The sequence below is a fragment of the Paraburkholderia sp. BR14312 genome, assembly GCF_040948675.1.
GTDB classification, from domain to species: Bacteria; Pseudomonadota; Gammaproteobacteria; order Burkholderiales; family Burkholderiaceae; genus Paraburkholderia; species Paraburkholderia nodosa_A.
In genome coordinates this window covers 1-26,212 of record NZ_JBFPKI010000030.1, presented here as the reverse complement: position 1 = coordinate 26,212, position 26,212 = coordinate 1, and the positions used below count along the sequence as shown (strand labels likewise).

20 protein-coding genes and 11 pseudogenes are annotated in these 26,212 nt (G+C 59.1%); 20 read left to right on the top strand and 11 right to left on the bottom strand.

Annotation, left to right across the window (positions count from 1 at the left end; genetic code table 11):
- On the top strand, positions 1 to 1,130 hold a 1,130-nt coding region (kynU, locus tag AB3X98_RS40970), incomplete at its 5' end, for a kynureninase (protein ID WP_368610437.1).
- Between the two features lie 93 nt (positions 1,131 to 1,223).
- Here the strand turns inward: kynU and AB3X98_RS40965 are convergent.
- Positions 1,224 to 1,503, bottom strand: a pseudogene (locus AB3X98_RS40965) (IS3 family transposase); the annotation flags it as partial.
- 1,235 nt (positions 1,504 to 2,738) lie between these two features.
- A pseudogene (locus AB3X98_RS40960) lies at positions 2,739 to 3,190 on the bottom strand (IS110 family transposase); the annotation flags it as partial.
- A 266-nt stretch (positions 3,191 to 3,456) separates the two neighbouring features.
- On the opposite strand from AB3X98_RS40960, the gene AB3X98_RS40955 reads away from it, so the two are divergent.
- The 9 genes and pseudogenes from AB3X98_RS40955 to AB3X98_RS40915 all read left to right on the top strand — a co-directional run bounded on the left by AB3X98_RS40955 (position 3,457) and on the right by AB3X98_RS40915 (position 11,600).
- On the top strand, positions 3,457 to 3,738 hold the full coding sequence (locus tag AB3X98_RS40955) for a hypothetical protein (protein ID WP_342950025.1): 282 nt from the start codon (positions 3,457 to 3,459) through the stop codon (positions 3,736 to 3,738).
- 395 nt (positions 3,739 to 4,133) lie between these two features.
- Entirely contained in the window at positions 4,134 to 4,766 is a 633-nt protein-coding gene (locus AB3X98_RS40950) for a hypothetical protein (RefSeq protein WP_368606944.1), read from the top strand.
- 35 nt (positions 4,767 to 4,801) lie between these two features.
- Positions 4,802 to 5,815, top strand: coding sequence for an IS110 family transposase (locus AB3X98_RS40945; RefSeq protein ID WP_368606945.1), 1,014 nt, complete (start codon positions 4,802 to 4,804; stop codon positions 5,813 to 5,815).
- 1,180 nt (positions 5,816 to 6,995) lie between these two features.
- A pseudogene (locus AB3X98_RS40940) lies at positions 6,996 to 7,195 on the top strand (DDE-type integrase/transposase/recombinase); the annotation flags it as partial.
- A 329-nt stretch (positions 7,196 to 7,524) separates the two neighbouring features.
- A complete protein-coding gene (locus AB3X98_RS40935) occupies positions 7,525 to 8,652 on the top strand; it encodes a phosphoribosyltransferase domain-containing protein (RefSeq protein ID WP_342950027.1) in 1,128 nt (375 codons plus the stop codon).
- The gene (locus AB3X98_RS40930; RefSeq protein ID WP_342950028.1) at positions 8,642 to 9,400 is read left to right on the top strand and encodes a trehalose phosphatase; all 759 of its coding nucleotides are present in this window, start codon (positions 8,642 to 8,644) and stop codon (positions 9,398 to 9,400) included. Before AB3X98_RS40935 ends, AB3X98_RS40930 begins: the two co-directional genes overlap by 11 nt.
- The gene (locus AB3X98_RS40925) at positions 9,393 to 10,487 is read left to right on the top strand and encodes a cysteine protease StiP domain-containing protein (protein WP_342950029.1); all 1,095 of its coding nucleotides are present in this window, start codon (positions 9,393 to 9,395) and stop codon (positions 10,485 to 10,487) included. The genes AB3X98_RS40930 and AB3X98_RS40925 overlap by 8 nt, the downstream gene beginning before the upstream one ends.
- Positions 10,488 to 10,617: 130 nt before the next feature.
- Positions 10,618 to 10,926: pseudogene (locus AB3X98_RS40920) on the top strand (hypothetical protein); the annotation flags it as partial.
- Positions 10,927 to 11,015: 89 nt separating this feature from the next.
- Complete coding sequence (locus AB3X98_RS40915) at positions 11,016 to 11,600, top strand: ATP-binding protein (RefSeq protein WP_368606954.1); 585 nt, start codon at positions 11,016 to 11,018, stop codon at positions 11,598 to 11,600.
- Between the two features lie 209 nt (positions 11,601 to 11,809).
- Here the strand turns inward: AB3X98_RS40915 and AB3X98_RS40910 are convergent, their stop codons facing one another.
- Positions 11,810 to 12,235 carry a hypothetical protein gene (locus AB3X98_RS40910; protein ID WP_342950030.1) on the bottom strand — a complete coding sequence of 142 codons (426 nt, stop codon included), beginning with the start codon at positions 12,233 to 12,235 and terminating at the stop codon, positions 11,810 to 11,812.
- A 79-nt stretch (positions 12,236 to 12,314) separates the two neighbouring features.
- Between AB3X98_RS40910 and AB3X98_RS40905 the strand changes: the two genes are divergently transcribed.
- The 4 genes and pseudogenes from AB3X98_RS40905 to AB3X98_RS40890 form a co-directional block, all read left to right on the top strand.
- Positions 12,315 to 12,737 (top strand): tyrosine-type recombinase/integrase, encoded by a 423-nt coding sequence (locus AB3X98_RS40905; protein ID WP_368610438.1) that lies wholly within the window; start codon positions 12,315 to 12,317, stop codon positions 12,735 to 12,737.
- 483 nt (positions 12,738 to 13,220) lie between these two features.
- Positions 13,221 to 14,005: pseudogene (locus AB3X98_RS40900) on the top strand (IS5 family transposase); the annotation flags it as partial.
- Between the two features lie 193 nt (positions 14,006 to 14,198).
- Positions 14,199 to 14,534: pseudogene (locus AB3X98_RS40895) on the top strand (tyrosine-type recombinase/integrase); the annotation flags it as partial.
- A gap of 108 nt (positions 14,535 to 14,642) precedes the next feature.
- Positions 14,643 to 14,974 (top strand): annotated as a pseudogene (locus AB3X98_RS40890) (ATP-binding protein); the annotation flags it as partial.
- A gap of 564 nt (positions 14,975 to 15,538) precedes the next feature.
- Here AB3X98_RS40890 and AB3X98_RS40885 read toward each other — a convergent pair.
- The 3 genes from AB3X98_RS40885 to AB3X98_RS40875 all read right to left on the bottom strand — a co-directional run bounded on the left by AB3X98_RS40885 (position 15,539) and on the right by AB3X98_RS40875 (position 17,300).
- Complete coding sequence (locus AB3X98_RS40885; protein WP_368606947.1) at positions 15,539 to 16,363, bottom strand: cytochrome b; 825 nt, start codon at positions 16,361 to 16,363, stop codon at positions 15,539 to 15,541.
- Positions 16,364 to 16,383: 20 nt separating this feature from the next.
- The gene (locus AB3X98_RS40880; protein WP_368610436.1) at positions 16,384 to 16,713 is read right to left on the bottom strand and encodes a DDE-type integrase/transposase/recombinase; all 330 of its coding nucleotides are present in this window, start codon (positions 16,711 to 16,713) and stop codon (positions 16,384 to 16,386) included.
- A gap of 335 nt (positions 16,714 to 17,048) precedes the next feature.
- A complete protein-coding gene (locus AB3X98_RS40875) occupies positions 17,049 to 17,300 on the bottom strand; it encodes a hypothetical protein (RefSeq protein WP_368606948.1) in 252 nt (83 codons plus the stop codon).
- 285 nt (positions 17,301 to 17,585) lie between these two features.
- Here AB3X98_RS40875 and AB3X98_RS40870 point away from each other — a divergent pair, with 285 nt between their 5' ends.
- Positions 17,586 to 17,762 (top strand): hypothetical protein, encoded by a 177-nt coding sequence (locus AB3X98_RS40870; RefSeq protein WP_368606949.1) that lies wholly within the window; start codon positions 17,586 to 17,588, stop codon positions 17,760 to 17,762.
- Between the two features lie 122 nt (positions 17,763 to 17,884).
- Positions 17,885 to 18,148: a DDE-type integrase/transposase/recombinase gene (locus AB3X98_RS40865; protein WP_368606950.1), complete on the top strand. Its 264-nt coding sequence runs from the start codon at positions 17,885 to 17,887 to the stop codon at positions 18,146 to 18,148.
- Between the two features lie 475 nt (positions 18,149 to 18,623).
- On the opposite strand, the gene AB3X98_RS40860 is transcribed toward AB3X98_RS40865, so the two are convergent.
- A complete protein-coding gene (locus AB3X98_RS40860) occupies positions 18,624 to 18,845 on the bottom strand; it encodes a hypothetical protein (protein ID WP_342950036.1) in 222 nt (73 codons plus the stop codon).
- Here AB3X98_RS40860 and AB3X98_RS40855 point away from each other — a divergent pair.
- Positions 18,844 to 19,692, top strand: coding sequence for a DDE-type integrase/transposase/recombinase (locus AB3X98_RS40855; RefSeq protein WP_368606951.1), 849 nt, complete (start codon positions 18,844 to 18,846; stop codon positions 19,690 to 19,692). The genes AB3X98_RS40860 and AB3X98_RS40855 overlap by 2 nt on opposite strands.
- A 194-nt stretch (positions 19,693 to 19,886) precedes the next feature.
- Positions 19,887 to 20,676: pseudogene (istB, locus tag AB3X98_RS40850) on the top strand (IS21-like element helper ATPase IstB).
- Between the two features lie 469 nt (positions 20,677 to 21,145).
- Here the strand turns inward: istB and AB3X98_RS40845 are convergent.
- The 3 genes and pseudogenes from AB3X98_RS40845 to AB3X98_RS40835 form a co-directional block, all read right to left on the bottom strand.
- Positions 21,146 to 21,424 (bottom strand): hypothetical protein, encoded by a 279-nt coding sequence (locus AB3X98_RS40845; RefSeq protein ID WP_368610435.1) that lies wholly within the window; start codon positions 21,422 to 21,424, stop codon positions 21,146 to 21,148.
- 324 nt (positions 21,425 to 21,748) lie between these two features.
- A pseudogene (locus tag AB3X98_RS40840) lies at positions 21,749 to 22,620 on the bottom strand (integrase); the annotation flags it as partial.
- 302 nt (positions 22,621 to 22,922) lie between these two features.
- Positions 22,923 to 23,090, bottom strand: coding sequence for a hypothetical protein (locus AB3X98_RS40835; RefSeq protein ID WP_368606953.1), 168 nt, complete (start codon positions 23,088 to 23,090; stop codon positions 22,923 to 22,925).
- Positions 23,091 to 23,418: 328 nt separating this feature from the next.
- On the opposite strand from AB3X98_RS40835, the pseudogene AB3X98_RS40830 reads away from it, so the two are divergent.
- Together AB3X98_RS40830 and AB3X98_RS40825 are read left to right on the top strand one after the other, a co-directional pair.
- Positions 23,419 to 23,866: pseudogene (locus AB3X98_RS40830) on the top strand (cupin).
- Positions 23,867 to 23,923: 57 nt separating this feature from the next.
- Positions 23,924 to 24,301 (top strand): DUF3564 family protein, encoded by a 378-nt coding sequence (locus tag AB3X98_RS40825; RefSeq protein ID WP_342922276.1) that lies wholly within the window; start codon positions 23,924 to 23,926, stop codon positions 24,299 to 24,301.
- Between the two features lie 874 nt (positions 24,302 to 25,175).
- Here AB3X98_RS40825 and AB3X98_RS40820 read toward each other — a convergent pair.
- Positions 25,176 to 26,011, bottom strand: a pseudogene (locus tag AB3X98_RS40820) (IS630 family transposase); the annotation flags it as partial.
- Between the last annotated feature and the right edge of the window lie 201 nt (positions 26,012 to 26,212).

The following is a 26,212-nucleotide window of genomic DNA, read 5'->3' as shown; positions in this document are numbered from 1 at the left end:
CCGTCGCGGCTGCACAGCGGGCGCAGACCGTCATCGGCGCCGAATGGGGCGAAGGGCTAATCCGCAGCTGGAACGCGGCTGGCTGGTTTTCGCTGCCGCGGCGACTGGGCGACAAGCTTGCGACACTAATCGGTGCAGCGCACAACGAAGTCGTCGTCACCGATACGATTTCGATCAACTTATTCAAGACGTTGTCGGCAGCGCTGCGGATGCAGGACATGCGCGACCCGAAGCGCCGCGTGATCGTGTCGGAACGCTCGAATTTCCCGACTGATCTGTATATCGCGCAAGGGCTGATCAGGCAGTTGGATCGCGGCTATGAACTTCGCCTCGTCGACGATCCGTCCGAGCTGTCCGCGGCGATCACCGACGACGTCGCCGTCGCGATGATCACTCACGTCAACTACCGCACTGGCTACATGCACGACATGGCCGCACTGACGAAGCTGATTCACGACAGGGGCGCGCTAGTGCTGTGGGATCTCGCGCACTCGGCGGGCGCCGTGCCCGTCGATCTGAATGGTGTCGGCGCGGATTGCGCGGTCGGCTGCACATACAAGTATCTGAACGGCGGTCCCGGTTCGCCTGCGTTCGCGTGGGTGCCGCATCGTCATCAGAGTGAGTTCGAGCAGCCGCTGTCAGGCTGGTGGGGGCATCGTGCGCCGTTTGTGATGAACCCGACATATATCGCCGACGACGGCATCGGCCGCTTTTTGTGCGGCACGCAGCCGATGGTTTCGATGGCGCTGGTCGAATGTGGACTCGATGTATTCCTGCAAGCCGACATGCTGGCGATCCGCCAAAAGTCGCTTGCGCTGACCGACCTTTTCATCGAACTGATCGAGACGCGTTGCAAGGAATTTCCGCTCACGCTCGTCACGCCTCGCGCGCATGCGCAACGCGGGTCGCACGCGAGCTTCGAGCATCCGCACGGCTACGAGGTGATGCAGGCGTTGATCGCGCGCGGCGTGATCGGCGACTATCGGGAGCCGCATGTGTTGCGCTTCGGTTTTACACCGCTGTATACGCGCCACGTGGATGTGTGGGATGCCGTTGAGCATCTGCGCCAAGTGCTTACCGAAGAAACCTGGCGTGCGCCTGAATTCGCCACGCGCGGCGCCGTGACCTGAGCGACGGCTACGTCGTCGAGATGATGTCCCTTAAGAGTTGCATTGTTAAATCGCGGTGTGAGTGGCGGCACGTCCGCTGTCTTGATGCATGGGTCAATAAATTTCGGACAGGCAGATAGCTTCTTTCGCTGTCGGTTTCGCCTCGCAGGCGGCGGGCGACAGATAACCCAGCGTGGAGTGCAAGCGCACTGGATTGTAGAAAGCGATGATGTACTGGTTGATATCGCGCCGAGCCTCATCGTGGTTGGCGTACTAGCGCTGCCACACACGCTCCATTTATTGTCCCAACAATTTCCCTTGCTCATGCTGCATACCACGTGAAGTCTTTTTTCAACCACGCATGGTCGTTCTCGCTTGCATACTGGGGTCCCCGTGATTTTGATGCCGTTTACCGGGTTAGCGGGCTCCAGACCTGACAAGGCTTTGCGGTCTAGCCTTTTATTACGTCTCCGTAAAATCAAGAGCTTGCTGTTTGTCTTCCCCGGAGGCCCGCAGTGCCTCGCCCCCAACTGCCAAGGCGATATTGTTGGCATACGCTGAGCGGTTCCCCTTTCGGCTGCGGAGCGGACGGCGATGGAACACTGGCGGCAGACCTATCTCGGGATGCGGGTCCATCCTGTTGCCGCGCGATCGCACCTTGCGGGAACTGATCGTGCAGGCCATCCGGGACGTCGAAGCCACACTGGATCGTTGGGGCAAGCTGCTGCCGAAGCCCCATGGCGAGGCATCGAGCCTGCAGAAATGGCTGTGGCCGGTGCCGCTGCGCAATTCGACGCGACAGATGAGCGAACTCTTGCACAAGCTCGACTATCTGGTCGAGCTCGGTGTACGGGTGCAGTGCCCCGACACATGCAACGAAGCTATCGTCCGGCATTATGCGCGGCGCTGCGCGGACCGCAAACCCTCGGTGAGCCACCGCATCCAGCCCCATACGGCGGCTCTAGGCCGCCTGCTTCATGCGCTACGCGTTGTGCTCGGCAACCGACCAGCTCCTGTCCATGCTCGGCGACTGGGTCCGCAAGGCGATCAGGATAGCCAACGATCGGGGCGCCGCCTCGCGCCCGGATCTGAAGGCGCAGCTGCGCGAATTTGCCACGGCAGTCAAGGCGCTCGCAGGCAACAGGGACCTGACACGCGATGTGCTTGCCAGGCAATTGTGCGAATTGGCGGACACAGTCCTCAAACAGGATGCGCCCAGTCGGACCCGCCTGATGCCGGCACAGCTCGTCTCGAAGCGGCGCGTGGCGCATGCACTGCTTGCACAGCTGCTGGACCTGCCTTTCCAGGCGCAGACCGCCCATCCCGTCATGGATGCGCTCGCCTTGCTGCGCGAGCGCTACCCGAACAAGGCGGTCGATCTGCCGGCGGACACGCAGATCCCGCTTGGACGGGCCTGGCAGCGGATGATCGCCATGGCGCGCTGCTGTCTTGCTTCACGTGCGTGGCGACCTGCGCGTCGCACCAGGCGATTTGCTGGTCGAGGGCCTGCAGGTGCTCCCGGCCTCGTGCCAGCGCAGTGCGCGCGACACCGTTCAGTTCAGCGGCCCCGTCCTCCAGTGCCTCGACGAAGCGGGCACGAAATGCATTGATGCCTTGCGGCAGGAACACGCCGAACTCGACGAGTTCACCGCGCAACCGGTTGACGAGCGCGGTACGCTCCTCGACGAAACCGTTTCGCATCCGGTGCAGCAACAGCACGTTTTGCTGGTCTGCCGTTTTGACGGCCACGAAGCGCATATGCGGTCGCCCCGCGGCCTCACAGATGGCCTCGGCATCCAGCCTGTCGTTCTTCACGTGCTTGCCGCCCTTGCGGTATGGCGCAGCGAATTGCGGCGCGATCAGGCGAACCTCGTGACCAAGTCGCGCAGCTTGCGCCCCCAGTAGTGGGCTGCGCTGCACGCTTCCATTGGGACCAGACATGGCGCAAGGTTGGCAAACCATTCGAGAAACTTCTGCCGTGAGATGGCTTTCCTGACCACCACGCGTTCCATGCTGTCCACGCCGTGCACCTGGATCAGGTTCTTGGCCAGATCCACGCCGATACGAGTAATCTTGTCCATGACTTTCCCCTTCTCAGATGGGTTGTCCAGCACCAACCATCCTGGCATATCGCTATGCCACGAGATCGGGAAAGTCCTTGCTAATTCGGGTCATGTACCTGCTCGACGACACGCCGGAGAACCGGCCCAGCCCGAGCCGGAAGAAGATGATGTTGCCATGCATTCGGACGACGATGCCGATAACTGACACTCGCCGGGCCTGACACGGCGACTGCGCCCGCTACGGAAGTGTCGCCGGGGCTTCCGCCCCCTCCTTGAGAACAACAATGAACAACACACCAACAACCGTCAATCTAGATTTAGGCACTCTTCTCGACGCAGATCCCCTGATTCTTGCGGCAGAAACGGAAGATGATATTGGGTGCATCCTGCGTCTTCATCTCCAGGTCGAGCAGACGCTCGACTTCTATCTCAACAGAAAGCGCACGGCCGACATCGCTCCATTTGTCAGGAACCTCGCGACTTCAGCGGAAAGCTGTCTATTTCTGTCGCTTTGGGCTTGCTTATACCCTTTGCATTCGAATGGCGCACTCTCTTCGCCGCACTAAGTAGTGAGGAGATCGTACGGCTAAGAGTTGGCTGTGTACGTGAAGAAACATCGATAGGGCAACCAGGTACACAATGCCGGATGCTCGACGTTCCGGTTCACAAGACCGGAACTGCATTTACCAAACCGATTGACTCGGTCGTCGGAGAAGCAATATTGGCGTGGGAGCGAGTACGTCCCGTACAACCGGCTGCGCTCGAGGTCAAAACCGGAGAGCAGGTTGACTTCCACTTCTCGTATCGTGCAAGGGCGATACCACGCCAGTACCTGAACCGACATCTCATCCCCTTGCTTTGCCGGAGGGCAACATTCCTTGCGTGGATGCTCGCGGACAGATCAGCAGCCACAGGGGCACGCTCGACCATCGCGAGCCAGCTCTTTAACGCGCGGTAACCAATGTCCCTGTTCGAACTGCAAGCGTGGCTTGGTCATCGGTCGCCAGCAACGACCCAGCATTACGTCGCAATCACGCCCACAAAGCTGGCCAGAGCTCATTCTGAAGCACAGTACTTCCAGCGCAACCTTCGAATGATGGAGGTGCTCATTGACCGGCAGGCGATCGACGATCGGCACACGGACCAGCCGTGGAAGTACTATGACCTTGGTCACGGGCTGTACTCATATGAGTTCTTCGATCAATGTCCACACCGCATGGCGTGTGTGCGTCGCGACTTCTACGTTCCGAAGGAATCGTCCCAAGCCGACTTGCTCTCTTCGAAGACGGGCATGATCCGGATGTTGCAGGAAACTCCTCTCACTGATGACGAACGCGCTGCAATCGAGGGCGAGCAGGAAGCTGTCGATCGTCTGCTTCGGTACCTCGAGGGGTACCGACACCCGACCGGCGCACCGCCCCAAAGAGTAAGAAACAAAGGTAGAAAAAAACGCTCAATTCCATGCAACCTGAACGATTTTCTGCCGCTGCGAGCAATGACGATCGGTTTTTCATCGTCATTGCAATCCTGCGAATTTGAAAATCATCTAGCGGGCCTCCGACCGCCGCCCTACTGGGCGGCGGGGTTAAAGTGAGTTGGCGAAAGCGCTTTAACCAGATGGAGGCCGGTATGAAATATAGCGGCATTGACTTGCATTCGAACAACAGCGTGGTCACCGTGATTGACGAAGCTGACCGGGTATTGGCCGAGAAGCGCCTACCCAACGACCTGACCAAGATTCTGGCCTTCCTGGCCCCTTGGCAACCGGAGCTTGCAGGGGTCGTTGTCGAGTCAACGTTCAACTGGTACTGGATAGTGGACGGCCTGCAGGCCGCCGGCTTCATCGTGTACCTGGCCAACATCACGGCGATCAAGAAATACGACGGGCTCAAGCACAGCGGCGACGAGACGGATGCCCGCTACCTGGCCCATCTGCTGCGTCTCGGGATCCTGCCAACCGGCACAATTCTGCCGGCTGAGGCGCGCAGCGTGCGCGATCTTGCGAGGAAGCGCATGCAGCTCGTCCGCAGCCGAGTGAGCCACATTCTCGCCATCGAGAACATTTCGGCCCGACAGCATGGCACCCGCATTTCCAGCGCGCGGGTCCGCGACCTCACGAACGAGATGATCGACCAGATGGGGTTGCCCGCGGACGTTGCGCTGGCCATGCAGGCCAACCTCGCGGTCATCAAAACGCTCTCCGCGCAGATCGAGCTACTGGAGATGCGGCTTGCAGCAGAGGTCGGACCGCGCACCGACTACGCGCTGCTGAAGACCGTGCCTGGCATCGGACCGATCCTTGCCACCGTCATTCTGCTCGAGACTGGGCCCATCGAGCGCTTCGCCAGCGCAGGCAATTTCGCTTCCTACGCGCGCTGTGTTGACAGCCGGCACATGAGCAACGGCAAGAAGAAAGGTGAAGGCAACACCAAAAATGGTAACAAGTATCTGTCCTGGGCCTTCATCGAGGCCGCGAACTTCGCCCTGCGCTTTTCCACCGAGGCCAAGCGCTTCTATGAGCGCAAGAAGGCCAGAACGAACCCGACTCTCGCGCGCAAGGCGCTGGCGCACAAACTGGCGCGCGCCTGCTTTCACGTTCTGAAGGAGCGAAAACCCTTTGATATGACGCGCTGCTTCGCATGAAGCTTTCGACGGCGGCCGGCAAGCCCGGCACGGGAACTGGAGCTGCAGCCCTGAAATTTGAATGGGATGTCGTGCCCGCCGTCCCCCGATCTGCAGTTAAAGCGGACCGCCTGCAATGCGAGCCAGCCGCGGATTGGCGCCGACTCGTCGGCAGCCCTAAAAGTTGCAACCCCCTTGGACACATTGCGGTACCAACGTTCTTCTGGGGCGGTGCAGGCCGCCAGGGCGACAGGCAACTGTTATCGCTGATCGCTTGATCCTGATGGGTGTTTGGCGCGATCCGTCGCAGCCATCATTTGAAGAAACGGGCGCGCTCGGCTGTTGCATTCGGGCATTGAGAATCGGGAAAACGCCTGCCTTGGCAGTCGTGGGTATTGCTTTCTCGCTTGACACCGGGCCCGCTAATGGGTGTTTCCGTTATGCTATCGCCTTGCCTGCAGGGCCGGATATCGCACCCGTTTTCTCAAGCTGGTTGCGAACCGCATCGCACCAGACACCCATCGGGTTCAAGGACGCAGTGATGGAACTCACGCCTGCCCTGGCGGTTAGCCGCCCCAGAGAAACGTTGGTGCCGAACAAGGTCCAAGGGGATTTCGCAGAACCATGGCTGTTGCGTGCGCAACGCCAGTCAGGAATGGCTCGTTGTCTCGTCCATTATGGTGCCGCCATAATTTGGATAGCAAATACCAATCGACTCCATCAGCTGTCGAGAAGGGTCTTCGCGAGTTGCTTACCTCGCAGGTCCCGGCCTATTCGGCGATTTCCTGGCGGATGATGAGGAGAGCAGCCCCGTGCTGAACCGAAACTAAGCAACAATGCACCCATGCAATCAAGCGTTCATTGGTCACCTTACCTTATCCCGTTGAATTGCGTTGCAATATCTCCGAAATTGTCCGATGCGCGACAAATGTTGGACATTTGCAACAGGCAGTTCGGAATTGTGTTGTGTCTATATGACCGTCCGTCCGGCGCGAAAATTGCATCAGTCATTTCCGGAAGTCCATCTCACACGGAGGTGAAGATACGAGTCCCAAAGACGGACGATCTGACCAATGAGGCAGAACCTGAATCCCGCAGTGGCGAAGGTGCTCAAGCGCCTGCATTATCCACTTGACGTAATCCTTCTATGCCTGCGCTGGTACGTTGCCTATCGGCTGAGTCTGCGCCACCTCGAGCAGACCGCCAGAACAAATGCCTGAACAATGTTGTAGAGCAGGACTACCGTGCCATGAAGCGCCGCACTCGTCCTATGCTGGGATTCAAAGATTTTCGCTGTGCGCGCATCTTATGGTTGGCATTGAAGTCATGCATTGGCAGATGAAATGCATTCGCGGCACTCAATCATCTGCCGTTGAGCAACTGTATTCGCTGGCGAAATAAGCAATCCCGTGATATTGCGCTTTGCTATGACCGTTGCCATTATCGCGAAAAAATCCTTCAACTGACAATGCTGCTAGCAACATGAGCCAAGTGGCCGGAATAGTGACGGCGGTGCCGCAAGGACAGCGCAATGAGTCGCCCAGGCGCCGCCACCGCGCGAAAATGCGCCGACTGGCGCACTCGCCTGTGGTGCAATCCGGACGCTCCATCTACAACTCAGCGACGAATTGCATACCATCATTTAAACAGTGCCGCGGTTGTCACAACGGGGCAATTTTCAACAGCCAGTTAGGTCCTCGACGACCTCGCATCAAACTAGGAAGCAGTTCATGGATAGCAATGTAGTACCCACGTTCCTACGCGCTAAACTGAAGCGGGGACTGCTCGAGGTCAAAGTCGACGCCGCCACCTTGCCTGCGGCTAACCTGTTCGGTTTCGCGGAGCGCCGGAATCCAAAGCGGGCATTTCTCTTTGTATCCAAAGTTCTGGGACGCTACATACCGGCGCGCCCATCGATCATGGCTGCCAGTTTCGAGAGCCTCGTCAGCGAGATCCCAGCGAACCTGCCCGGCCCAGTGCTGGTAATCGGCGTGGCCGAAACCGCAGTTGGCCTCGGTGCCGGCGTGTACCGTGCTTATAGTGCAACGCGTTCCGATAGCGTGTACCTCACCAGTACCCGTCATCCTTTGGGTACCGACCTCTTTGCTCGATTCGAGGAAGAGCACAGTCATGCCAGCACCCACTTAATCCACCTGCCGGTCGATCCCGAGGTTCGTGATTTGATGCTTCAGGCCCGATCTTTAGTCCTGGTGGACGATGAGGCTTCTACCGGCAAGACCTTTCTCAACCTGCACCGCGCACTAATCGAAGCCGGCCTGAAGAAGATCGAGCGAGTGGTCACGTGCGTCCTGACGGACTGGTCTGCGGGTGCTGTGAGTAAGGCCATCGGAGAGTCGACCACCGCCGTATCCTTGTTGAGCGGGTCGTATCAGTTCCACGAAGATCAGTCCGCGCCCCTGCCGGATATGCCAGGCGTCGGTGCCGTTTCTATAGGCGAATGGCCTCTCTCACCCCGCAATGACTGGGGGCGCTTGGGCGTTCGCCGCGTGGAGGACACGCTCGCACCGGACATTCAAATCCGGCCCGGCGAGAACGTAGTCATAGTTGGTACCGGTGAGTTCGTCTGGCGTCCCTTCCTGCTGGCGGAGCGTGCGGAGCGAGCCGGGGCAGACGTCTACTTCAGCTCCACCACGAGATCCCCTCTGGCCCTGGGCCACGCGATCGAGCACGTGCTGTCGTTTCCTGACAACTATGGCCTCGGTATTCCCAACTTCCTCTACAACGTGAAGCCCGGTCAGTTCGACCGAGTTCTTATCTGCACGGAAACCCCGGCGCAAGCGCTCCCTGCAGAACTGGTTGATGTCCTGAATGCGGAGATAATTTTCGATGAGCAGTAACCGTCCGCTGATATTCGTCGATCTCGACGACACCCTGATCCAGACCGCAGGCAAGATGGAGGAGGCCACACCACGAATCATCGCCACTCTGGACGTGCATGGGCAGCCCAACGGGTACATGAACCCGGTCCAGAACTTCTTCATCAACTGGCTGCTGGCCTCAGCCGATGTCGTTCCGGTTACCGCACGCAGCGTGGAGGCCTACAACCGCGTCAAGCTTCCTTTCACCGAAGGCGCAATTTGCTCTCACGGTGGAGTGATACTCCGCCCTGACGGATCGCCTGACCAGACCTGGCACGGACAGATGGCCGCGTCGCTCCGGACCTTTCAAGACCGGCTGTCGACACTGAGCGAAGCCACCCTGCAAATCGGCAAAGAACTGGGCTACTCCGTGCGCAGTTGGGTAGTTGGAGAGAAAGGTCTGCGCCACTACGTCGTGACCAAGCACAACGAGTCCAACGACTCGGTGCTCACCGAGTTGCTGACCGAAGTTCAATCTCGACGCATGTTGGAATGCATGCACCCCCATGTTAACGGCAACAACCTCGCCTTCCTGCCTGAGGGTTTGGAAAAGCGCTTCGCCGTTCAAGAATGGTTGCGTCGCGACCGTGAGATCCACGGCGAGCGGCCAGTCCTAGGCTTCGGTGACAGCATCTCCGACCTGGGGTTCATGGACCACTGTCATATGTGGTCGACGCCGGCGCACAGTCAACTGGCGACCGTAGTGAAGGGGCTCATCAATGACTAATCTTCTCGCCACACTGAGCACCGTCGGCAGCGGCAGCTACGCCCCTGAAGATGTGCATTTCCTTTTGCAGCGCGTGCCGCTGAGCGTCACTAACGTTGACGAAAAGGAACTTCTGATCCAGACGAATCAGAAACATTACTCCGAGATGGTAAGCTTGGAGCAGGCTCCTACCGACGTGCACAAGCGCTTCCACACCCATGCCCTGGCGCAGAACGGCGCTCGTATGGCTTCCAATGTTCAGTCCCTGGCCTTGGCATTGAGTGCCGCTTACACCGGGCCGAGCATCGCCCTGGTTTCATTTGTTCGCGCAGGCGTACCCCTCGGCGTCCTGCTGCGCCGGGCACTCGTCGAAATGGGGCGCGATGCTCACCACTACGGCGTCAGCATCATTCGCGATCGCGGTATCGACACGGTGGCTCTGGAAGCCGTCATCCAGCTGCACGGTCCCGAAAAGATCGTCTTCGTGGATGGTTGGACCGGAAAAGGCGCAATCTCCGGTGAGCTCAAGCGCACCTTGGACGACGACAAGCGCTTCCCAGAAGATCCTCGCCTCGTTGTTCTGGCAGACCCCTGCGGCCGCGCTTGGCTAGCTGGCTCTGCAGAGGACTGGGTAATTCCGTCTGGCATCCTCGGCGCGACCGTGTCCGGCCTAGTATCCCGCACCATCTGGCCGACTCAAGGCGGGCTTCATGGTTGCGTGACATACGACCACCTGCCTAAGCATGATGTAACCCGAGAGTTCATCAATAAGATCGAGGCCGAACGCGGGGCGCTGGGCGAGGTTCATCCCGCAACTCCATGGACCAACGAACAGCGATTGGAACTCCAAGCGTCCGCTGATGACGCGGTGTCCTCGCTGGCAACTCGCTTCGACATCTCCAACTTGAATCGCGTGAAGCCGGGTATCGCTGAGGCAACCCGAGCGGTTCTGCGTCGTGTGCCTGATCACGTTCTGGTACGTGATCGCAACGACAGCGACGTGCAGTTGTTAATTCATCTCACTGACCGCGCGGGCGTGGCCGTAGAGGAAGCTGGCGCGGACCTGGGTCCGTATCGTGCCGCGACAATCATACGGTGTCCGATCTGATGGGCACCATTTCTCCGTTCGCCGTCTGGGCGACTCTGTACATGCCGACCCGCGGTGACATCCTGGACGTGGATTTCGGCACCAAGATCTCAGAATTGCGCTCACCTGTGGTGTGCCTGGAAGACGCGCGGCTTACCGCAGAAACTGGGAGCAACTCGATGCCCGCCTGTCACAACGCGACGCATGTAAGACGATGGTCGGCCTGCTTGAGCTCGCGGGCCTGCATGGCGCGCAGGCCGTACTGGCCGGGCAGCTTGATGCGATGCTGGAAACCGGCGAGCTTCCCGATCTCAAGGCGCTGCGTGACCGATACGCACCCCGTGAGGCGCAATGTCCCGATGTCGAGGTTCAGATGCCGCCCGTTGCCGTCTATCACGAACTGCTCGAAAAGGTGGCAGCGTCAACGCGCCCGCGCATGATGGTGGCCGCCTGGCCCTGATACTCAACGAGGTGCGTTTGCCAACGATCGGCAGGTTGTGGCCCGAGTTTGCTGAGCGCTCGGATAAGGAAGCCTAGCCGGCCGCACGCCTGCTCGGCGCACTGCTAGAGCACGAGCTGGCCGAACGCGCTAAGCGACGCATCGAGCGGCACCGTACCGAGTCGCATCTGGACCCGACCAAGACGCTCGCCGCCTTCGACTTCGGCGCCGTGCCGATGTTCTCAAAAGTGCATGTTACAGCGCTGGCCACCGGAGAGTCATGGCTGGAGAAAGGCGCCACGGTTCTCTTGTTCGCCCCGCCTGGGATCGGAAAAAGCCACGTGGGATCGGCTATCGGTCACGCATTGATCGACGTCGGCTACCGCGTGATGTTCACGCGTACCAGCGAGCTCGTTCAGAAGCTGCAGGCCGCGCGCCAAAGCCTGCAGTTACCTTCCGCGCTGGCCAAGCTCGATCGCTCCGATTTGATCATCCTCGACCTATGTGCAGGACCTCGTTATGTAGAGTCAACTGCCTGGACCCTCGGCCGATGGGATTTTGAGGCGGCGGAACTACACATAACTGGAACGAGCTATTGTGATTCCTCCGTTCACTTGAATGGGAGATTCACATGCTGGAATTTCTCTTTCCCCGCGATTGGCCGCTTTATGCTGCCGGCCCGCAAGGACCGCTAGTCCGCAAATTTTCGGCGTGGGTCGTCGAGCCCGGCTATACGCGCATTTGCGCACGGCACCACGTACGCCGTTTCCGTGAGGTTCTTGTCTATAACCATGTAGCGGCTGGCACCAGCCTACCGATTACTTCGACTGCGCTGTCCCGCTGGTTCGCACCGTGGTCGCACGACACCTTATACCTCGCCACGCAGCGAGCGGCAGAACGCTTTTTATGCGATCGAGGTCTCTTCGTTCCGGTGGCTAAACCGAGCCAGTTCGACTCGCTCATTTCGCAATACCGATCCCATCTCATTGATCTGCGCGGACTCGCTCCTGATACAGTCGAGCACCACCTGAGGACGGTTACCGGCGTCCTGTCGAGCGCCTGTTCGAAGCGCCGCCTTGAGCGCTTTGTCGACCAGACCAGCAAGCGTCTTCGCCGCCAGACTCTTCAGCATACGATTGCGCACCTGCGCGCCTTTCTGAGGTTCTGCGCCAATCAACGCTACACGAGGGATCGCCTTGATGTTATCGACACACCGCGTACCTATCGCGGAGAACTTCCACCACGGGCATTGGATTGGAAGACTGTAAGCAAGTTTCTGCATTCGATCGACCAATCGAGCGTTGAAGGTTGCCGTGATCATGCGATCCATCTACCTGATGGCCTACTATGGGTTGCGTCCAGCAGAAGTCGTCAGCTTGACGCTCGATTCGATAGACTAGGAGAACGATATCCTGCGGGTGGACCAGTGCAAGACACGGTCGGTATTAGTAATGCCGCTCACTGGCCGAACGCGACATGTGCTCGATCGCTATCTACGCCGTCGACCACCCCTGACGAGCACACACCAGCTATTCCTGAGAGTGCGGTGCCCGGCCGGTCCGATCAAGGCAGTAACGATCGAACACATCTATGCCAAGCGTGCACGCCTCAGTGGCCTGCCCATTCTACAGACCAGTCCCTACTGCCTGAGGCATAGCTTCGCCATGCGCTTGCTCGAGCGAGGTGTCGGAGTAAAGATGATCGGCGATCTGCTCGGTCACCGCTCCCTCGAGAGCACGTGTGTCTATCTTCGCCTGCATGTGGAGGCGCTGCGCCAGGTTGCCCTACCGGTACCTGGATGTGGTCGCGTCTCAATGAAGGGGGCATCATGAAGCACCAACTCGGCTCAACCGCACTTGATCCGCTCATCAGTCGATACCTTGCGCACCGCCGAGCGCTAGGGCGTCAGTACAGCGAACAGGAGCGCACCTTGCATTCAATGAGGGACTTCATCGTCCGAGCTGGTGAATCGGACCCGAACAACACGCTGTTCGAATCGTGGTGCAAGACCTTAAATTCCCTCACCTCGAAGGTGCGTCGGGCCCGCGAGGTTGCCGTGCGCAATTTCTGCCTCTACCGGCAAAGTACCGAGCCCCGGTGTTTCGTGCCGGGCATCAACCGGTTTGCGCGCCCGCAACCACATGCCGCACCAATTATCCTGACTCCCGCGCAGGTTGGTCGGGTACTCGAACTTGCAGACACGCGTCAGGCCGCGGCGACATCGCCACTAAGAGCCCTTAACAAAATGAATGAGGGGGCTGTTAACCCTCGATGGATGCTGTTAACCTTTTCATTGTTTCGACGACGAAAAGGATATGGCCAAACCGATACTCGACGACGAACTTTGGGCACTCATCGAACCGTTGCTGCCCCCTCCCAAACTACGACGAACCCGTTATCCGGGGCGCAAGCCGCTCGACAATCGTGCGGTGCTCACCGGCATTCTCTTCGTCTTACAGACAGGCCTGCGTTGGGACCTGCTACCTCGCGAGATGGGTTGTGGCAGCGGCATGAGTTGCTGGCGTCGCCTACGTGACTGGCAAGCCGCTGGCGTCTGGGAGCAGTTGCACGAGGTTCTGCTTGCGCGATTGCGCGCAGCCGACCAAATCGACTGGTCTCGCGTCATCGTCGATTCCTCTTCAGTGCGTGCTGTGGGCTCAGGTCAAAAACAGGACCGAATCCCACAGACCGCGCGCGACCCGGTTCAAAGCACCATCTCATCACCGAAGCGCAGGGCATCCCGCTCGCGGTGATTCTGACCGGCGCCAACCGCAACGACGTCACTCAACTTCAAGCGCTGGTCGAGGCAATTCCGCCAATCCGCGGCAAGCGTGGCAAACCACTCTCAAAGCCTCGGGGAGTTCAGGGCGATAGAGGCTACGACCACGACAAATATCGACGTCCACTGCATGCCGCCGGCATTGCAACCGAAATCGCTCGACGTGGTCAGCCACATGGTAGCGGGCTAGGCAAGACACGCTGGGTTGTGGAGCGGACCATCTCCTGGCTTCACAACTTCCGCCGACTGCGCATCCGCTTCGAACAGCTCGCTTTCATCCCCGAGGCTTTCCTCAGAATCGCCTGCTGCATCATATGCTGGCGACACCTGAAAAGTCATTCTGTTAACGCCTCTAAGGCCGTATGTCCTCCGCCTGGCGCTTGTGCTGCTGTACACCGCCGGGCTGAGGCGAAGGGAGTTGCTACGGCTAACGTTGGCCGATTTAGACTCGCACGCTGGAGTCCTGCACATATCCGCTTAATGCAACCACAGCACTGTTGTCAATAATCGCGGCGACAAGCACACCCGCTTCGGGGTGTACTACCTGCTTCGCAAGCGTCTGGTCGCCGCCGGAGCGACCGTACCTACCCTCCGGGAGAAACGCATCCACCCTCATTCTCTGAGGCATACGACAGCGCTCTCCTTGTTAAAGTCAGGTGTAGACTTCCCAACGATTAGCCAGTGGCTTGGTCACGCGAGTCTCGATACAACGATGCGCTATGCGCAATCAGATATCGACATGAAGCGCCAGGCACTCCTTCAAGTGTTTCCGGACATATTGACGAAGGTATCGGCCGACCGAGGAACATTCGGACGCTTGCCGATTATCGACTGGTTGAAGCGGCTCTGATACTTATGTGGTGTTCGAATCACGGCTGCCGACTATCACTATGCCTTGACCCACCGGACTCCACATAACGGTGCACTACACATAGATCGAGTAACGTTATGCAAAACGTTACTGGACGACCTGTCGTATGCTCGCAAGGATCAGGCCGAGGCCAGCGTTCTGTTCGAACGGATTGCAGAGAGGTATGAGCGAAAAATTCTTCCGATAACTGCAAACGAAACATTCTCGGACTGGAATGACGTGTTCCCCGACCCCGGCATGACATCGCCGCCATCGACCGGCTTGGGCATCACTCGACGACCTTTGAACTCAACGTCGAAAGCTACCGCCGCCGCAAGGCCTGCGACAAACAAAATGCACTGCGGCGTCAATTGCACGACGACAACCCTGCCAATCCGTTCAGCGCCCAGTTGCCTGACCACGACAACGTTGCGCAGTAACGATGTGCGTCAACTACACGATCACGCAACGACAACTACGAAGGAGAAACGTCAAATATGAGCTGATATCGAACGACAACTACCCCGTTGACCGGCCAAAATAGTTGTCGCTGACCGGCCGTGCTGCTTGATGCTCTCTAACGCAAGGAATCCAGTACACCTGTCGCGGGACGTTGAGGGCTTCGAGCTGGAGTGTGAAGAATTGAACAAATAGGCGCACGCCTTGGAAACGAACTGCTCGCGACGGGTGCCCAGCCGGTCCAGCAGCGCGGATTGAGCAGCCGTAGGGCGCTGAGCATGCGCTGGCGGCACTCGGCCGGTTCAAAATGGTCTTTCGGGCGCGCCTGTCGATGGCGGCTTAATTCCAGGCTCGGGTGCCGTGAAATACGCATTGATGGCCCGCGCTTCGCGAATCCATGCCATGCTGCGCGGCAACGCCGTGCGGAAAATTCAAGATGTGCTAACCTCCACGAGGTCGAGGTTTTGGCCCACCTTGACCGGCGGGTCTTTTCCCAGATACAGGCATCAATGAAAAATGCAGCGACCATGAAAGACAAACCGTATTTAAAGCATCCTTCGCAGCACGTCGTTACGCGAGATCAGTTGGTGCTTGATTACCGCTGCCACGTGCAACATGACCAGTCCAACCAGCAGTGCGCAACTTGCGCGATGCACCGCGAACAATTCGTCGGTTAGCGGGCCTTTCTGGAACGGAGTATGGATTTCAACCAGTCCGAAAAACGGATAGCCATTCGGCACCATCAGGAAGCCACTCGCCAGCACTGCAAAGATCATGACGTAAATCAAGACATGTACTACGCGTGCCAGTAGTTGCTGTTCGACGGACACATCGGGCAGCGCAGGTGGCGCGATTCTGACCAGCTTCCAACCCACCCTCAGCGGAAAAAGCACAATCAGAACCGTTGCTATCGACATGTTCAGTCGCGACAGGAAATCATGCACAGGTCCATTGGCGACCCGGGTGAGCGAGTAACCCGCTACACTGGCGTAAATAATCCAGACAGCAAATGTCCAATGGAAAAATCGCGCGATACCGTCGTAGCGGCCCCGCTCGGTCCCGGCCGCCAGTTCTGACGAGTCGCGCAGGCCAGATTGGCCGTCTTGCGGGATCGCGGTTAGCGGCTCACCGGCACGCGAACTGGATCGCTTTGCCGCTCGTGACATCCGGTTCATAACCTCTTCCCGTCCGAAGTCGTTAGGCTGTATCGGGACGCCGCCACGCGTTCCGCCCTTTGCTGATTCAATGCCGGGGTCGGGCGGGTTCTGTCGCAGTAAGACCGAGAGGCCGTCCAAGACCGGTATGGTATGGATTTCCTTATCCAACCAGCTAACATACTGCTGTGCGGGAGTTTGCACCAACGCCGCCATCGTTCAATTTCCCTTGACGATCATGTGTATGACTTGGATGCCACCCAGGAGAATGCGGACGCAACGAAATTCTTAAACCCGAGCATCGGGCGGGTCCCGCGCTTGATCGCGCGGTGGTCCTGCTCGACGATGTTATTCAGATACTCCGACTGACGGATACTGATCGGCGTCTCCCGCCCGGCGTTGATAGCCTCAAACGCAGCGAGATTTGCCCCACTCTTGTCGTTCGGTCTCCGCCTCGGGTGCGCCGTTGCGCTCGATCGATTTTTCAAAGTGGCGCTTCGCGGCAGCCGTGTCAGAAATCGATCGCGTCTCCCGCTTTGTCCACGGCCCGGTACAAGTACTTCCACTGTCCTTTGACCTTGATATAAGTCTCATCCACGCGCCAACTCCTGACGACTTCGCGCTTGCGACGCCAAATGGCTTTTCCCGAACGGGCAGCAACTTGATCGCCCACCGGTGCACGGTTGAATGATCGACATCGGTGCCGCACTCAGCCATCATCTTTTCCAGATTTCGCAGGCTCAGTCCATAGGCCACATACGAGGGCACGCACATCAGCAGCATGACATCGAGCGGATGATGCAGTCGCTTCAGAACCTTCGCAACTTCTGGGGCAAGGGCCGTTCGTGGCGTCAGTGCCTTCTTATTCATCGGGTCAGTACCAGTTCGTCAGACGCGCATTCTAGCGTTCCGGCACTAACGCGACACAACCATATTCGCGTCGACAACGCCAATTGCGTTCAGGCAGGTCATGAAAATTTGCATTCGTGACGCCCAGTACATCGCCGAACGCACTATGCGGCATTTCCATGTCGACTAAAAAATCGATTGTTTGGATAGCACAGATCCACGTAACGAATGCATGCGTGCGAGAAATATGCGCGCTGATGGCTTCGCCAAACCAGCTTTCAGCCGGTAGCTTCAGCAATGTCACGTTGCTGACAGCAGCGTCGGGTGACAACTTGCAATGCAAAATACCGAACTGCTTTTATCACGGCGATCGCTTCTCCGCGACGGTAGGGTGCAATTTCGGTGCGCTGGCCTGTTACGCTCGGGATTTTGACGAGCACGAGCCAATGCGTAAGCTAAAAGACATTGACGGATTGCTCAACGGGCGCCACTTCGCTCGCGAAGTTATTGTCCTCTGTGTGCGCTGGTACCTGCGTTACAATCTCAGACTTCGGGACCTCGCTGAAATGATTGCCGAGCGTGTCTGTCGATGTCGCACACGACGATCATGCGCTGGGCCCAGCGCTTCACGCCGGAATTCGTCAAACGCTGGAATCGGCTGGCCTTGAAAGCCGGTCAGTCGATCGACGAGACCTATGTGAAGATCCCTGCCAAATGTGTCTATCTTTACCGCGGCTTGACCGGGTGGGAAAACGGTCGACTTTGACTCCCGCCAAGCGAAATGTGGCTGCGGCCCAGGCGTTCTTTGCGAAGACGATCAGAAGTCAGGGGCGCCCTCGGGCTACGATCACGCTGGACGGTTAGGCGTCTCACCGCGCGGTGTGCGAAATGAATGCCGATGGGACCTTGCCTAAAGACGCGACGTTGCGGTCCTTGAGATACTTGAATGATCTGATCGAGCAAGACCGGCGCAATATCAAGTCCAGGGTCAACGCGATGCTCGGCTTCAAATGCTTCAGAAACGCGACCGTCACGATCTCGGGCATCGAGTTGATGCATCGCATTCGGAAGGCGCAATTTGACCTTACGAACCTGCGCCTCGAAGATACAAATGCGCCCGCTATTTGGAAGGCAGTTCTTTCTGCTCAATGAGGTCGCCGCAAACACGCTGCTTCTCGCTGCTATTAAAATTGCACCAAAGCCGGAGTGTAAGGCCAACGCGCCTCAGGCGTCCGCGATCGAGCCGCGCGACACGCAGCTTTAATCGGCGACCGCCCGGCGTCGGACCACGGTGCTGCGGATCGAGAGCACTCGTCACAGGGTTCGCCAAAAATCGCTGCCGCAGCCGATAGGCAGTTGTCCGGACGTCAAGCAACTGTCCAGCGCGCTTAGACTGAACTCGAGTCAGCGGCCCCCTCCGAGCGGTCGCAACACCTAGCACCGCCGCCACCTTCGCGGCACGGCTGTCTATCTCGTCAGAGGACGCCATGGTGCCCCCTCGCCCGCGCTCTTGATCGCGCTAGCTGAATTAGGGGGAGCGGACGAGGCCGGCGGGAGTCGACGGCAACGACTACACTGGACCGTTGAGCGGCGCTGGGGAGACGGTCATGGAACTACATTGGAAAATCTATCTGGAGCGGCCGGGAAAGGGAGAAAGGGGCACTGTCGGTATACCGGCAGTTACGACGCCGTGAAGCGGATGCTGCGCCGGCTTGCGGCAGAACGCGTCGTCAAGGCAACGACGACCCTCGAATTCGCGCCCGCCGAAGCCACCCAGGTTGATTTCGGCGCCGGCCCCGTGCTCACGCACGAGTCCGGCATCCCGCTCAAAGACGTGGATCTTCGTCATGACCCTGTGCTCGTCCCGGTATCAGTATGCCGAGGTTGTGCTTGACCAGACCGTCGAGACGTGGCTGGCCTGTCATCGCCGCGCCTTCGAATGGTTCAGGGGTTGTCCTTCCCGGGTGACGATAGACAACGCCAAGTGCGCGATCATCCGGCACTGCATGCATAGCCCCGAAGTCCAGCGTTCCTACGCGGGGGTCGCCGAAACGTATGGTTTCCGCATCGAACCATGTCCGCCGCACGACCCAGCCAAGAAGGGAATCGTTGAATCCGGGGTCAAGTACGCCAAGAATTCCTTCGTACAACTACGCGAGTTCCGCGATCCGGCCGACGCGAACCGTCAGTTGCGCGAGCGGATCCTGCAGCAGGCCGGCGTGCGCGATCACGGCACCACGCACGAGCGGCCGCTCACGCGCTTTGCGATCGAGCGGCCGCTGCCCACGCGCCTGCCCGATGTGCCGCCAGTACTGGCCGTGTGGTCCGAGGTCAAGGTGTATACGGACGGCCACGTTGTCTACAAGAAGGCGCTGTACTCAGTGCCCTTCACGCTGGTCGGCAAGCAGCTATGGCTCGAGGCCACCGACACGGTCGTGCATGCGTTCCACCGGCACGAGCTCGTCGCAACCCATCCACGGCTACGCAAACCGGGGGACCGCCACACCGTGCGCGATCACCAGCCGCCCGAGGCACAGGCCTGGCTCGAGCACGATCCCCAGTGGTGCCTCGCGCGCGCGAAGGACATCGGGCCAGCCCGCCACGCCGTCATCCTCGCGATGTTCAACAACACGGTGCTGGAAAACCTGCGCGGCGCAAAGGGCATCGTGCGCCTACGGCGAGAAGGTTGGCGATGAGCGCCTGAACGCCGCATGCGAGCGTGCGCTCGCGTTCTCCGGTCCCCAGTATCGCACCATCAAGACGATCCTCGACAAGGGGCTCGACAGCGAGGCTGCGGCGCCATCTACCGCAACGGCGCCCACCGATACCAACCTGAATGGTGGCCGATTCGGCCGCGACCTTCAATCCCTTCTGATCCATTAAGCCAGCCATGAATCCGAGTCCCGAACTGAACCCCATCCTCAAGCAGCTGCGCCTCTCGGGCATCCTTGACTCGCTCGAGCAGCGCAACCGCGAAGCCATTGACGGGCAGCTTGCCTACACCGAGTTCCACGCAATGCTGCTGCATGACGAGATCGCTCGACGCGACACGAAGAAGTTGGGCGTGCGGCTTGCCCGTGCCGGCTTCGCAATGGGCAAGACGCTCGAGACGTTCAACTTCGATCTGGGGCCCAAGCTCAACCGAGCCTATATCCACGATCTCGCTACCGGTCGCTCCATCGACGAGAAGGTCTGTGTCTTGCTGGTCGGCGGAACAGGCGTCGGCAAGTCACACACCTGGCGCAGGCATTGGGCCACTGCGCGGCCCGGCAAGGGCGTGACGTGTTGTTCATCTCACAGACTGATCTGCTCAAGAAACTGCACGCAGCTCGCGCCACAGACCTGGACGAGCGCAAGTTCCAGCAGTTCGTACGTGTGCCGCTGCTCATCATCGACGACTTCGCAGTCAAACCGCTGCACCCACCCCACGACGAAGACTTCCACGACCTGATCGCCGCCAGGTACGAGCGAGCGGCTTTGACCGTCACGTCAAATTTAGATCTGAGTGAATGGGGCGACGCGTTCCCCGACAACCGCATTCTGGGCGCCGTGATGTGGACCGGCTACAACACGGTGCCTATCGCGTCGTAATCGAGGGAGAGAGCTTCCGCAAGCCCAAACCGATGCCGGCGAGCAGTGAAAACGCGGTTGCCAAATCGGGCAAAAAACGGCATTCTTGAAGCCGTTCGAATCTGCGCTTTACCCCCGCTTCCGCTGGCTCCATTACGCCGCCCATCCCCGGCTCGATTACGCCGCCCCGTGACAGCGAGCACCGGACGCCGACATTAGCGATTTGCTGCCGTTCAACTACGCGAAACGGCAAGCCGAAACGAGCGCGAACTGATCGGCCAATTGCGCGCCACCCATGAAGTCGGCGCGCAATACCCGAGTGCAGTCGTGGACATCGTCGGTCATGCCCGGCCGCCGCGATGCGGCCACGCTCGCCTCTCGGTTGCGAACGATTATCCATCGGGTGTGGTGAATTTAGCGCTTACGGTTATCCCGCGTCGCCATCCCTCCAGCTTACTGCTCGGAATTCGTGCTCGGAATTCGCGCTCGGGCAGGCGTGGAGTCAGCGTTCGGTTTGGCGTGGAATACGCCCTCATGGCCCATGGCAGGAGGTGCGATATGACTGCCGTCCAAGATTTTTTATGATCCTGGCGGGCGCGGCCACAATGGCTGAAAGTGAGCAGGCGTATGGAGGATATGCACAAGCCGGCCTTGCTGACCAAGAACCTGATGCGCTGTGACCCGCCCACTCTGATCGACCTCAATGGTCTGGATGCGTATGTCAAGGCTGCGCGCGAGCCTGTCCCCGGCCGCGTAGATGTCGATGAAGTCATGCTCATCGGCCAGGCCATCCGCGATCAGCCTGCTTCGCAATGCCTGCGCCTGCGCCTCGAGTTCCCTCGTCTGCTCCGTTTCCACCCCGGGCTGTCGCCTGATGTTGCGCACGAACTGAAGAACTGTATCCAGCAGGCAGTTGTTTCCCACCCCGCTGGCCGCCCCCTTCTCCGCGCTCGATTGCGCCAGAAACTCGTCAAGACTGCCATAGCTGCGAGCAAACTCGAACTGCTGCAGGACGGGCGCCTAGGCCGGCGCGGCACCCGCCAGGGGGCGGGGAGGCGGCTGGGCACGTGCGGCGCGCGCAGGGGGGCGCGGGGCCCAGCTACTGCGAAGCGCGTGGCCGGGATCCAGGGCCCGGGGGCGCTACCGCAGGCGCGCTTCGCGTGGCGTTGTGCGGCCCGGACGGTGCGGCGTGCCGTTGTAGCTCGCGATCGCGTATTCGACCAGTTCCTCGAGCTCGTCGAGGGAAACATACAAACGCAGGCTACCCTTCGGATCAGCCAGCGCCCACCGCAGATCGCGCGGATGCGAGCCGGTGTAGCCTGGCAGGCGCGACGACAGGCGGCTTGCGACGGTCTCGAAAAACGCTCGATGTAGGGTCGCTCGTCCGGGCTGTGGCGCGGCCCCGCATCGACAAGGCACCCAACGAATTCACAAAATGCCCTGATCGTGTCGTCGGCCAGGTTCGCTTTTGCGTTGTCGAGCTTCATACGTTCCCACACGGCATACGCGAGCTCCGGCATACGCTGCGACGCGAAACCCTCTTGCGCACCGTAGCCGAGTCCGGCGATCGTAAAGTCCTTCACGCGACGAGGCTTAAGCGCGTTTTCGATGGTCTTGATGACATCGTAGCGGCTGTACTCGCTCGCCAGCACGATGTGATAGCCCAGCACGACGCGCGTGCACACGTCGATGATCACCAGCAGCCAGACACGTTCCATTTCGAATTCGTGTTCAAATCCCAGCGGATCGCGCACCACGATCTTGGGGCGGATATCGAGCCGGTGGCCGTCGAATTCGACGACCTGACAGGGACGAGTCGCCGGCACCTTCACGTCGTCATCAAAGCGCGGCACCCCTTCAGGTGCGATGCACCGGCGGCGCGCGCGGCTGTACCGAAACTGCGCAGCATTTCCGCCTTCAGCCGGCACGACAGGGAACGGATCGCATGCCCCGCGATGTTGAACGGATAATCCGCTGCAGTCAGGCCCACCGAGCGGCACTGGCGCAGGAACTCGTCATGCATCGCCTGCAGGCACGCGAAGACGCGTGCGCAGGTGTTACGGTCGGGATTCGAAGTTTAGGAGGCGAAGTGACGAATTTAATGCGGACTTATGCGAATTGACGCTTTTATTACGATTCAAAGGTAAATAAACCCGTCACGAGGGGCGCGCTTTGGCTCTTGATTACAGGGAACGGGTAGTGTCAAATTTATTGTGTCCTACGTCGAGCGTGCCACGTATGTCGACCTGCTCGATAAAGATGCGAAGCAGATCGGTTTCCGCGGCAGGGCGGCTCGTGACCCCATTGATCACCACGACGCCGCCACGTTTGACAGCCCTCAGGCTGTCCGCCCAGGTCACGGCCCCGATGTTGTCACGACTGCATCAGCGCGGCGCGGCAACTGATCGGCGTGGCGGAATATCCGGTTGGCGCCGAGGCGCTCGGCGATCGCGGCACCCTCGTCATTGTGCGACGTGGCCACGAAGCCGGCAGCACAATCCATCTGAATGAGCGCAGTCGACATGCCGCCCGAAGCGCCTTGCACCAGCAAGGACGGCGGACGCTGCGCTCATACTCCGCCGTTGACCGGGGCACTCTCGCGCACTTTTATCAGGTATCACATAAGAGTCAACGTGCCACGAGGGCTGGCTCTCGCAGGAACGGTGTACGTCAGCCAGAAGCCTGGCGTCGATGCGAGCCGGCCGATGGATAGCTTGACGTCGATCCAGGTCTGTCACAAATCGGGAAACAGGGCAACCACCACCGCGTGCCAAGTCAAATTCTGGATGCTGGAAGACGTCGTGCTTCCCAAACCTAGTGCCCCTTCTTCCATCGCACTCGGGAGACCTGTCATGCAAACCGGACTCACCACTGGTTTTTCCCACGTCAAGCCGCAGGACACGTCACTCATGCGCGGTGGGCTGCGCGATTTCTTTGTCTATCGTGATCTGGAAATCGTCGGGGCACAAGGTGGTCGCGCAACATTAGGGCAAATCTTGCGCCAAAGTCGGGCGCGGGCTGGCACCCGCATGAAGCAGATTTTCATATCGTCAGCGTGCTCTGAGTCGGGGCGAGCTTCGTGTACGCCGACAAGGAAACGCTCGTCGAAGCGGGTGATTGCGTGCATCAGGCGCCGTCCGTTTCGAACACGCGCCTGACATGGAGTACATCGAAATCGTGAGCCCTGCCGAATTTAAATCGGTAGACGCGGAAGCGCCGTGCCGGCGCCCAAGTAAGTATAAAGCGGCAGCAAGCGACACCCTGACGCATGCACAAGCTTGCCGCTGCACGTACAGTTGATATGTCCGCCGATTACTGTGGCGGGTCACGAAGCCACGAACACGACCGGAGAAATTCATGCGCATCACGCTCCATCTCAGCACCTTCGACCGCCTTGACCCGAATGCCTATGCGATCCTTTGGCTCGACAACGACACCCACAAGTGGTCGCGCGAAGGTCATGCCGGTCTCCAATTCCCCGACTGGGGAAAGCTGCGGGTCGATGCTCGCGGCACGCTGGTGTGCGACCAGCAGAATGCGCGCCCCCTGTTCATCCTCGACGGTCTCGCCGTGGAAGCCCAAACTGGCCCGTTCGAGGGGGAATCAGGCGAGGCACTCTGGTGCTGCACTGAATGCGAAAGCGGATCGGTCGTTGCAGGGCACTGGCATGTGCAGTGCGTCGACAAGGACACCGTGCTTGCCGAGCACAGCGTGTTTGCTGGGGACGAGGTCTGACCTCGGACGCGCCTTCGCCTCGTTGCATGCGAATCTTCGGTGAATCCCTGAAAGCCCGTGTCAGCGGGCTCGAACTATTCCAGTTCCGGAATGATGCGTCTGGTTAGGGACGAAGGATGCCGACGTCCAAATCGACCAACCGCTGCCGATGACACGAACTGGCTTTTCGAGCATCGTGCTCAACAACGGCCTCACCCCGGCGCAAGCTGGGTATTCGTACTTTTGGCGCAATTTCTGGCGATCTGATCGAAAAACCTTAAATACCACCACCTTGCACTCCTTCGGCTAGTCAGCAAAGCCTTGTAGCGTGGGGCTCTGAGGAACGCAAACGCCAAAAATTGCACCAAAGATCGTGTCAGAGTGCAAGTCCTGCCGGCACAATTCTTTTACCCTCATCCCTGACCGACGGAGATACGACCACGTTTAAAGCTCCCACACGCCCACTTAGACGACCCCTGCATCGCTTGCAACGGGAGCCACACTCTGGTCAGCGGCCCTACGCTGCCAAACGACTTTTGCAATCGAGATATCGCTATACACCGCCCCCTTGAGCGCTCCGTTTGCGGAATTAAGGGTCGCCTCCGTACGCTTGCCGCCGGCGAGGAATCTGTACGGGGCGTCTTCACCGAGACCTGCGAGCTGTCCTTTGATGCCTGCCAAGCGCGCCGTCTTGCGATTTGACTCGTAGAAGCTCGTCTTCCTATCGATTACTCGCAAGAGGTGTCGAATGGCAAGCGACTTGGGTCGCCGCGTCCCTGCACCGATTTCAGCTGATCGGTACTGACCTTAAACCTCGGAAACTTCATTTCCACTCCCGTACGATACTCGGCCGCTTCATCAGCCCAAATTTTCGGCAGATCAATGTCGGGATCCAGTGTTCTGTCCCAGAAATAATTTTGCATAGCCGAGCCACTTTCTGGAATTGAATCGGCGGTCGCGGTCCACACGAACGGCTGGCCGTGTTGGTTGTACTGCTCGATATATCGCTCGCTGGTGATGAGTTGCCGCACGTTCTTGAACGACCCTCGACGGATCGCCTGCTGTGTAATCAGGCCAAACCAGCGTTCAACCTGATTCAGCCAGCTTGAGTAAGTCGGCGTGAAGTGCATGTGGTAACGCGTATGCTTGGCCAGCCACGCCCAGACCTTGGGATGCTTGTGTGTCGCATAGTTGTCGACGATCAGATGCACATCGAGATCGGCAGGCACCGCCTGATCCACATGCCTGAGAAACGCCAGGAATTCCTGATGTCGGTGGCGCGGCTTACATTGCGCAATAACTTCACCCGTTGCCGTATTGAGCGTGGCGAACAACGACAGATATCGGGCCACCGAACTCTTCGAAATCCCTGTCTGCGCAGCAGCGGAGCGCACGCTCCAGTGCGTTGCCCCATCCGGCTTCTCATGCAGCATCCTCGCAAGCAATTCCGCGACTGCTTCATCATCATGCGTGCGAGGCCGGCCTGGACGGGCTTCATCATGCAGACCGGCAAGTCCGTGGGCAACAAAGCGCTTCTTCCAGTGCGTAATTGCAGGCGGTGTTACTTCGCACTGCGTCGCAATTTCTTGACCGGCATGACCGTCAGCGGCCATCAAGATAATCTTTGCCCGGCGCACGAGAGAGTGAGGCAGCGAACGCGAGCGGCTCATTGAGAGCAATTGCTCTCGGCTCCAACTCCGACACGACAAGCTCGATTCCTTTGCGTCCCATGATCGCCCCCAACTCACCGTGATTCGATCATAGAACAATCTGAATTTACGTAAAGTTATTTTTGGGACAGAACACTAGCAGGCTGTTGAAATACCTCCCGCATACGTCATCCGGGCGGGAGGGGTAAACGTTGAAACAAAGATTCGGACAACACTGAGACTGAAGCGATGCGCGGAGCGGACGGCTATACCGAGTCGATGT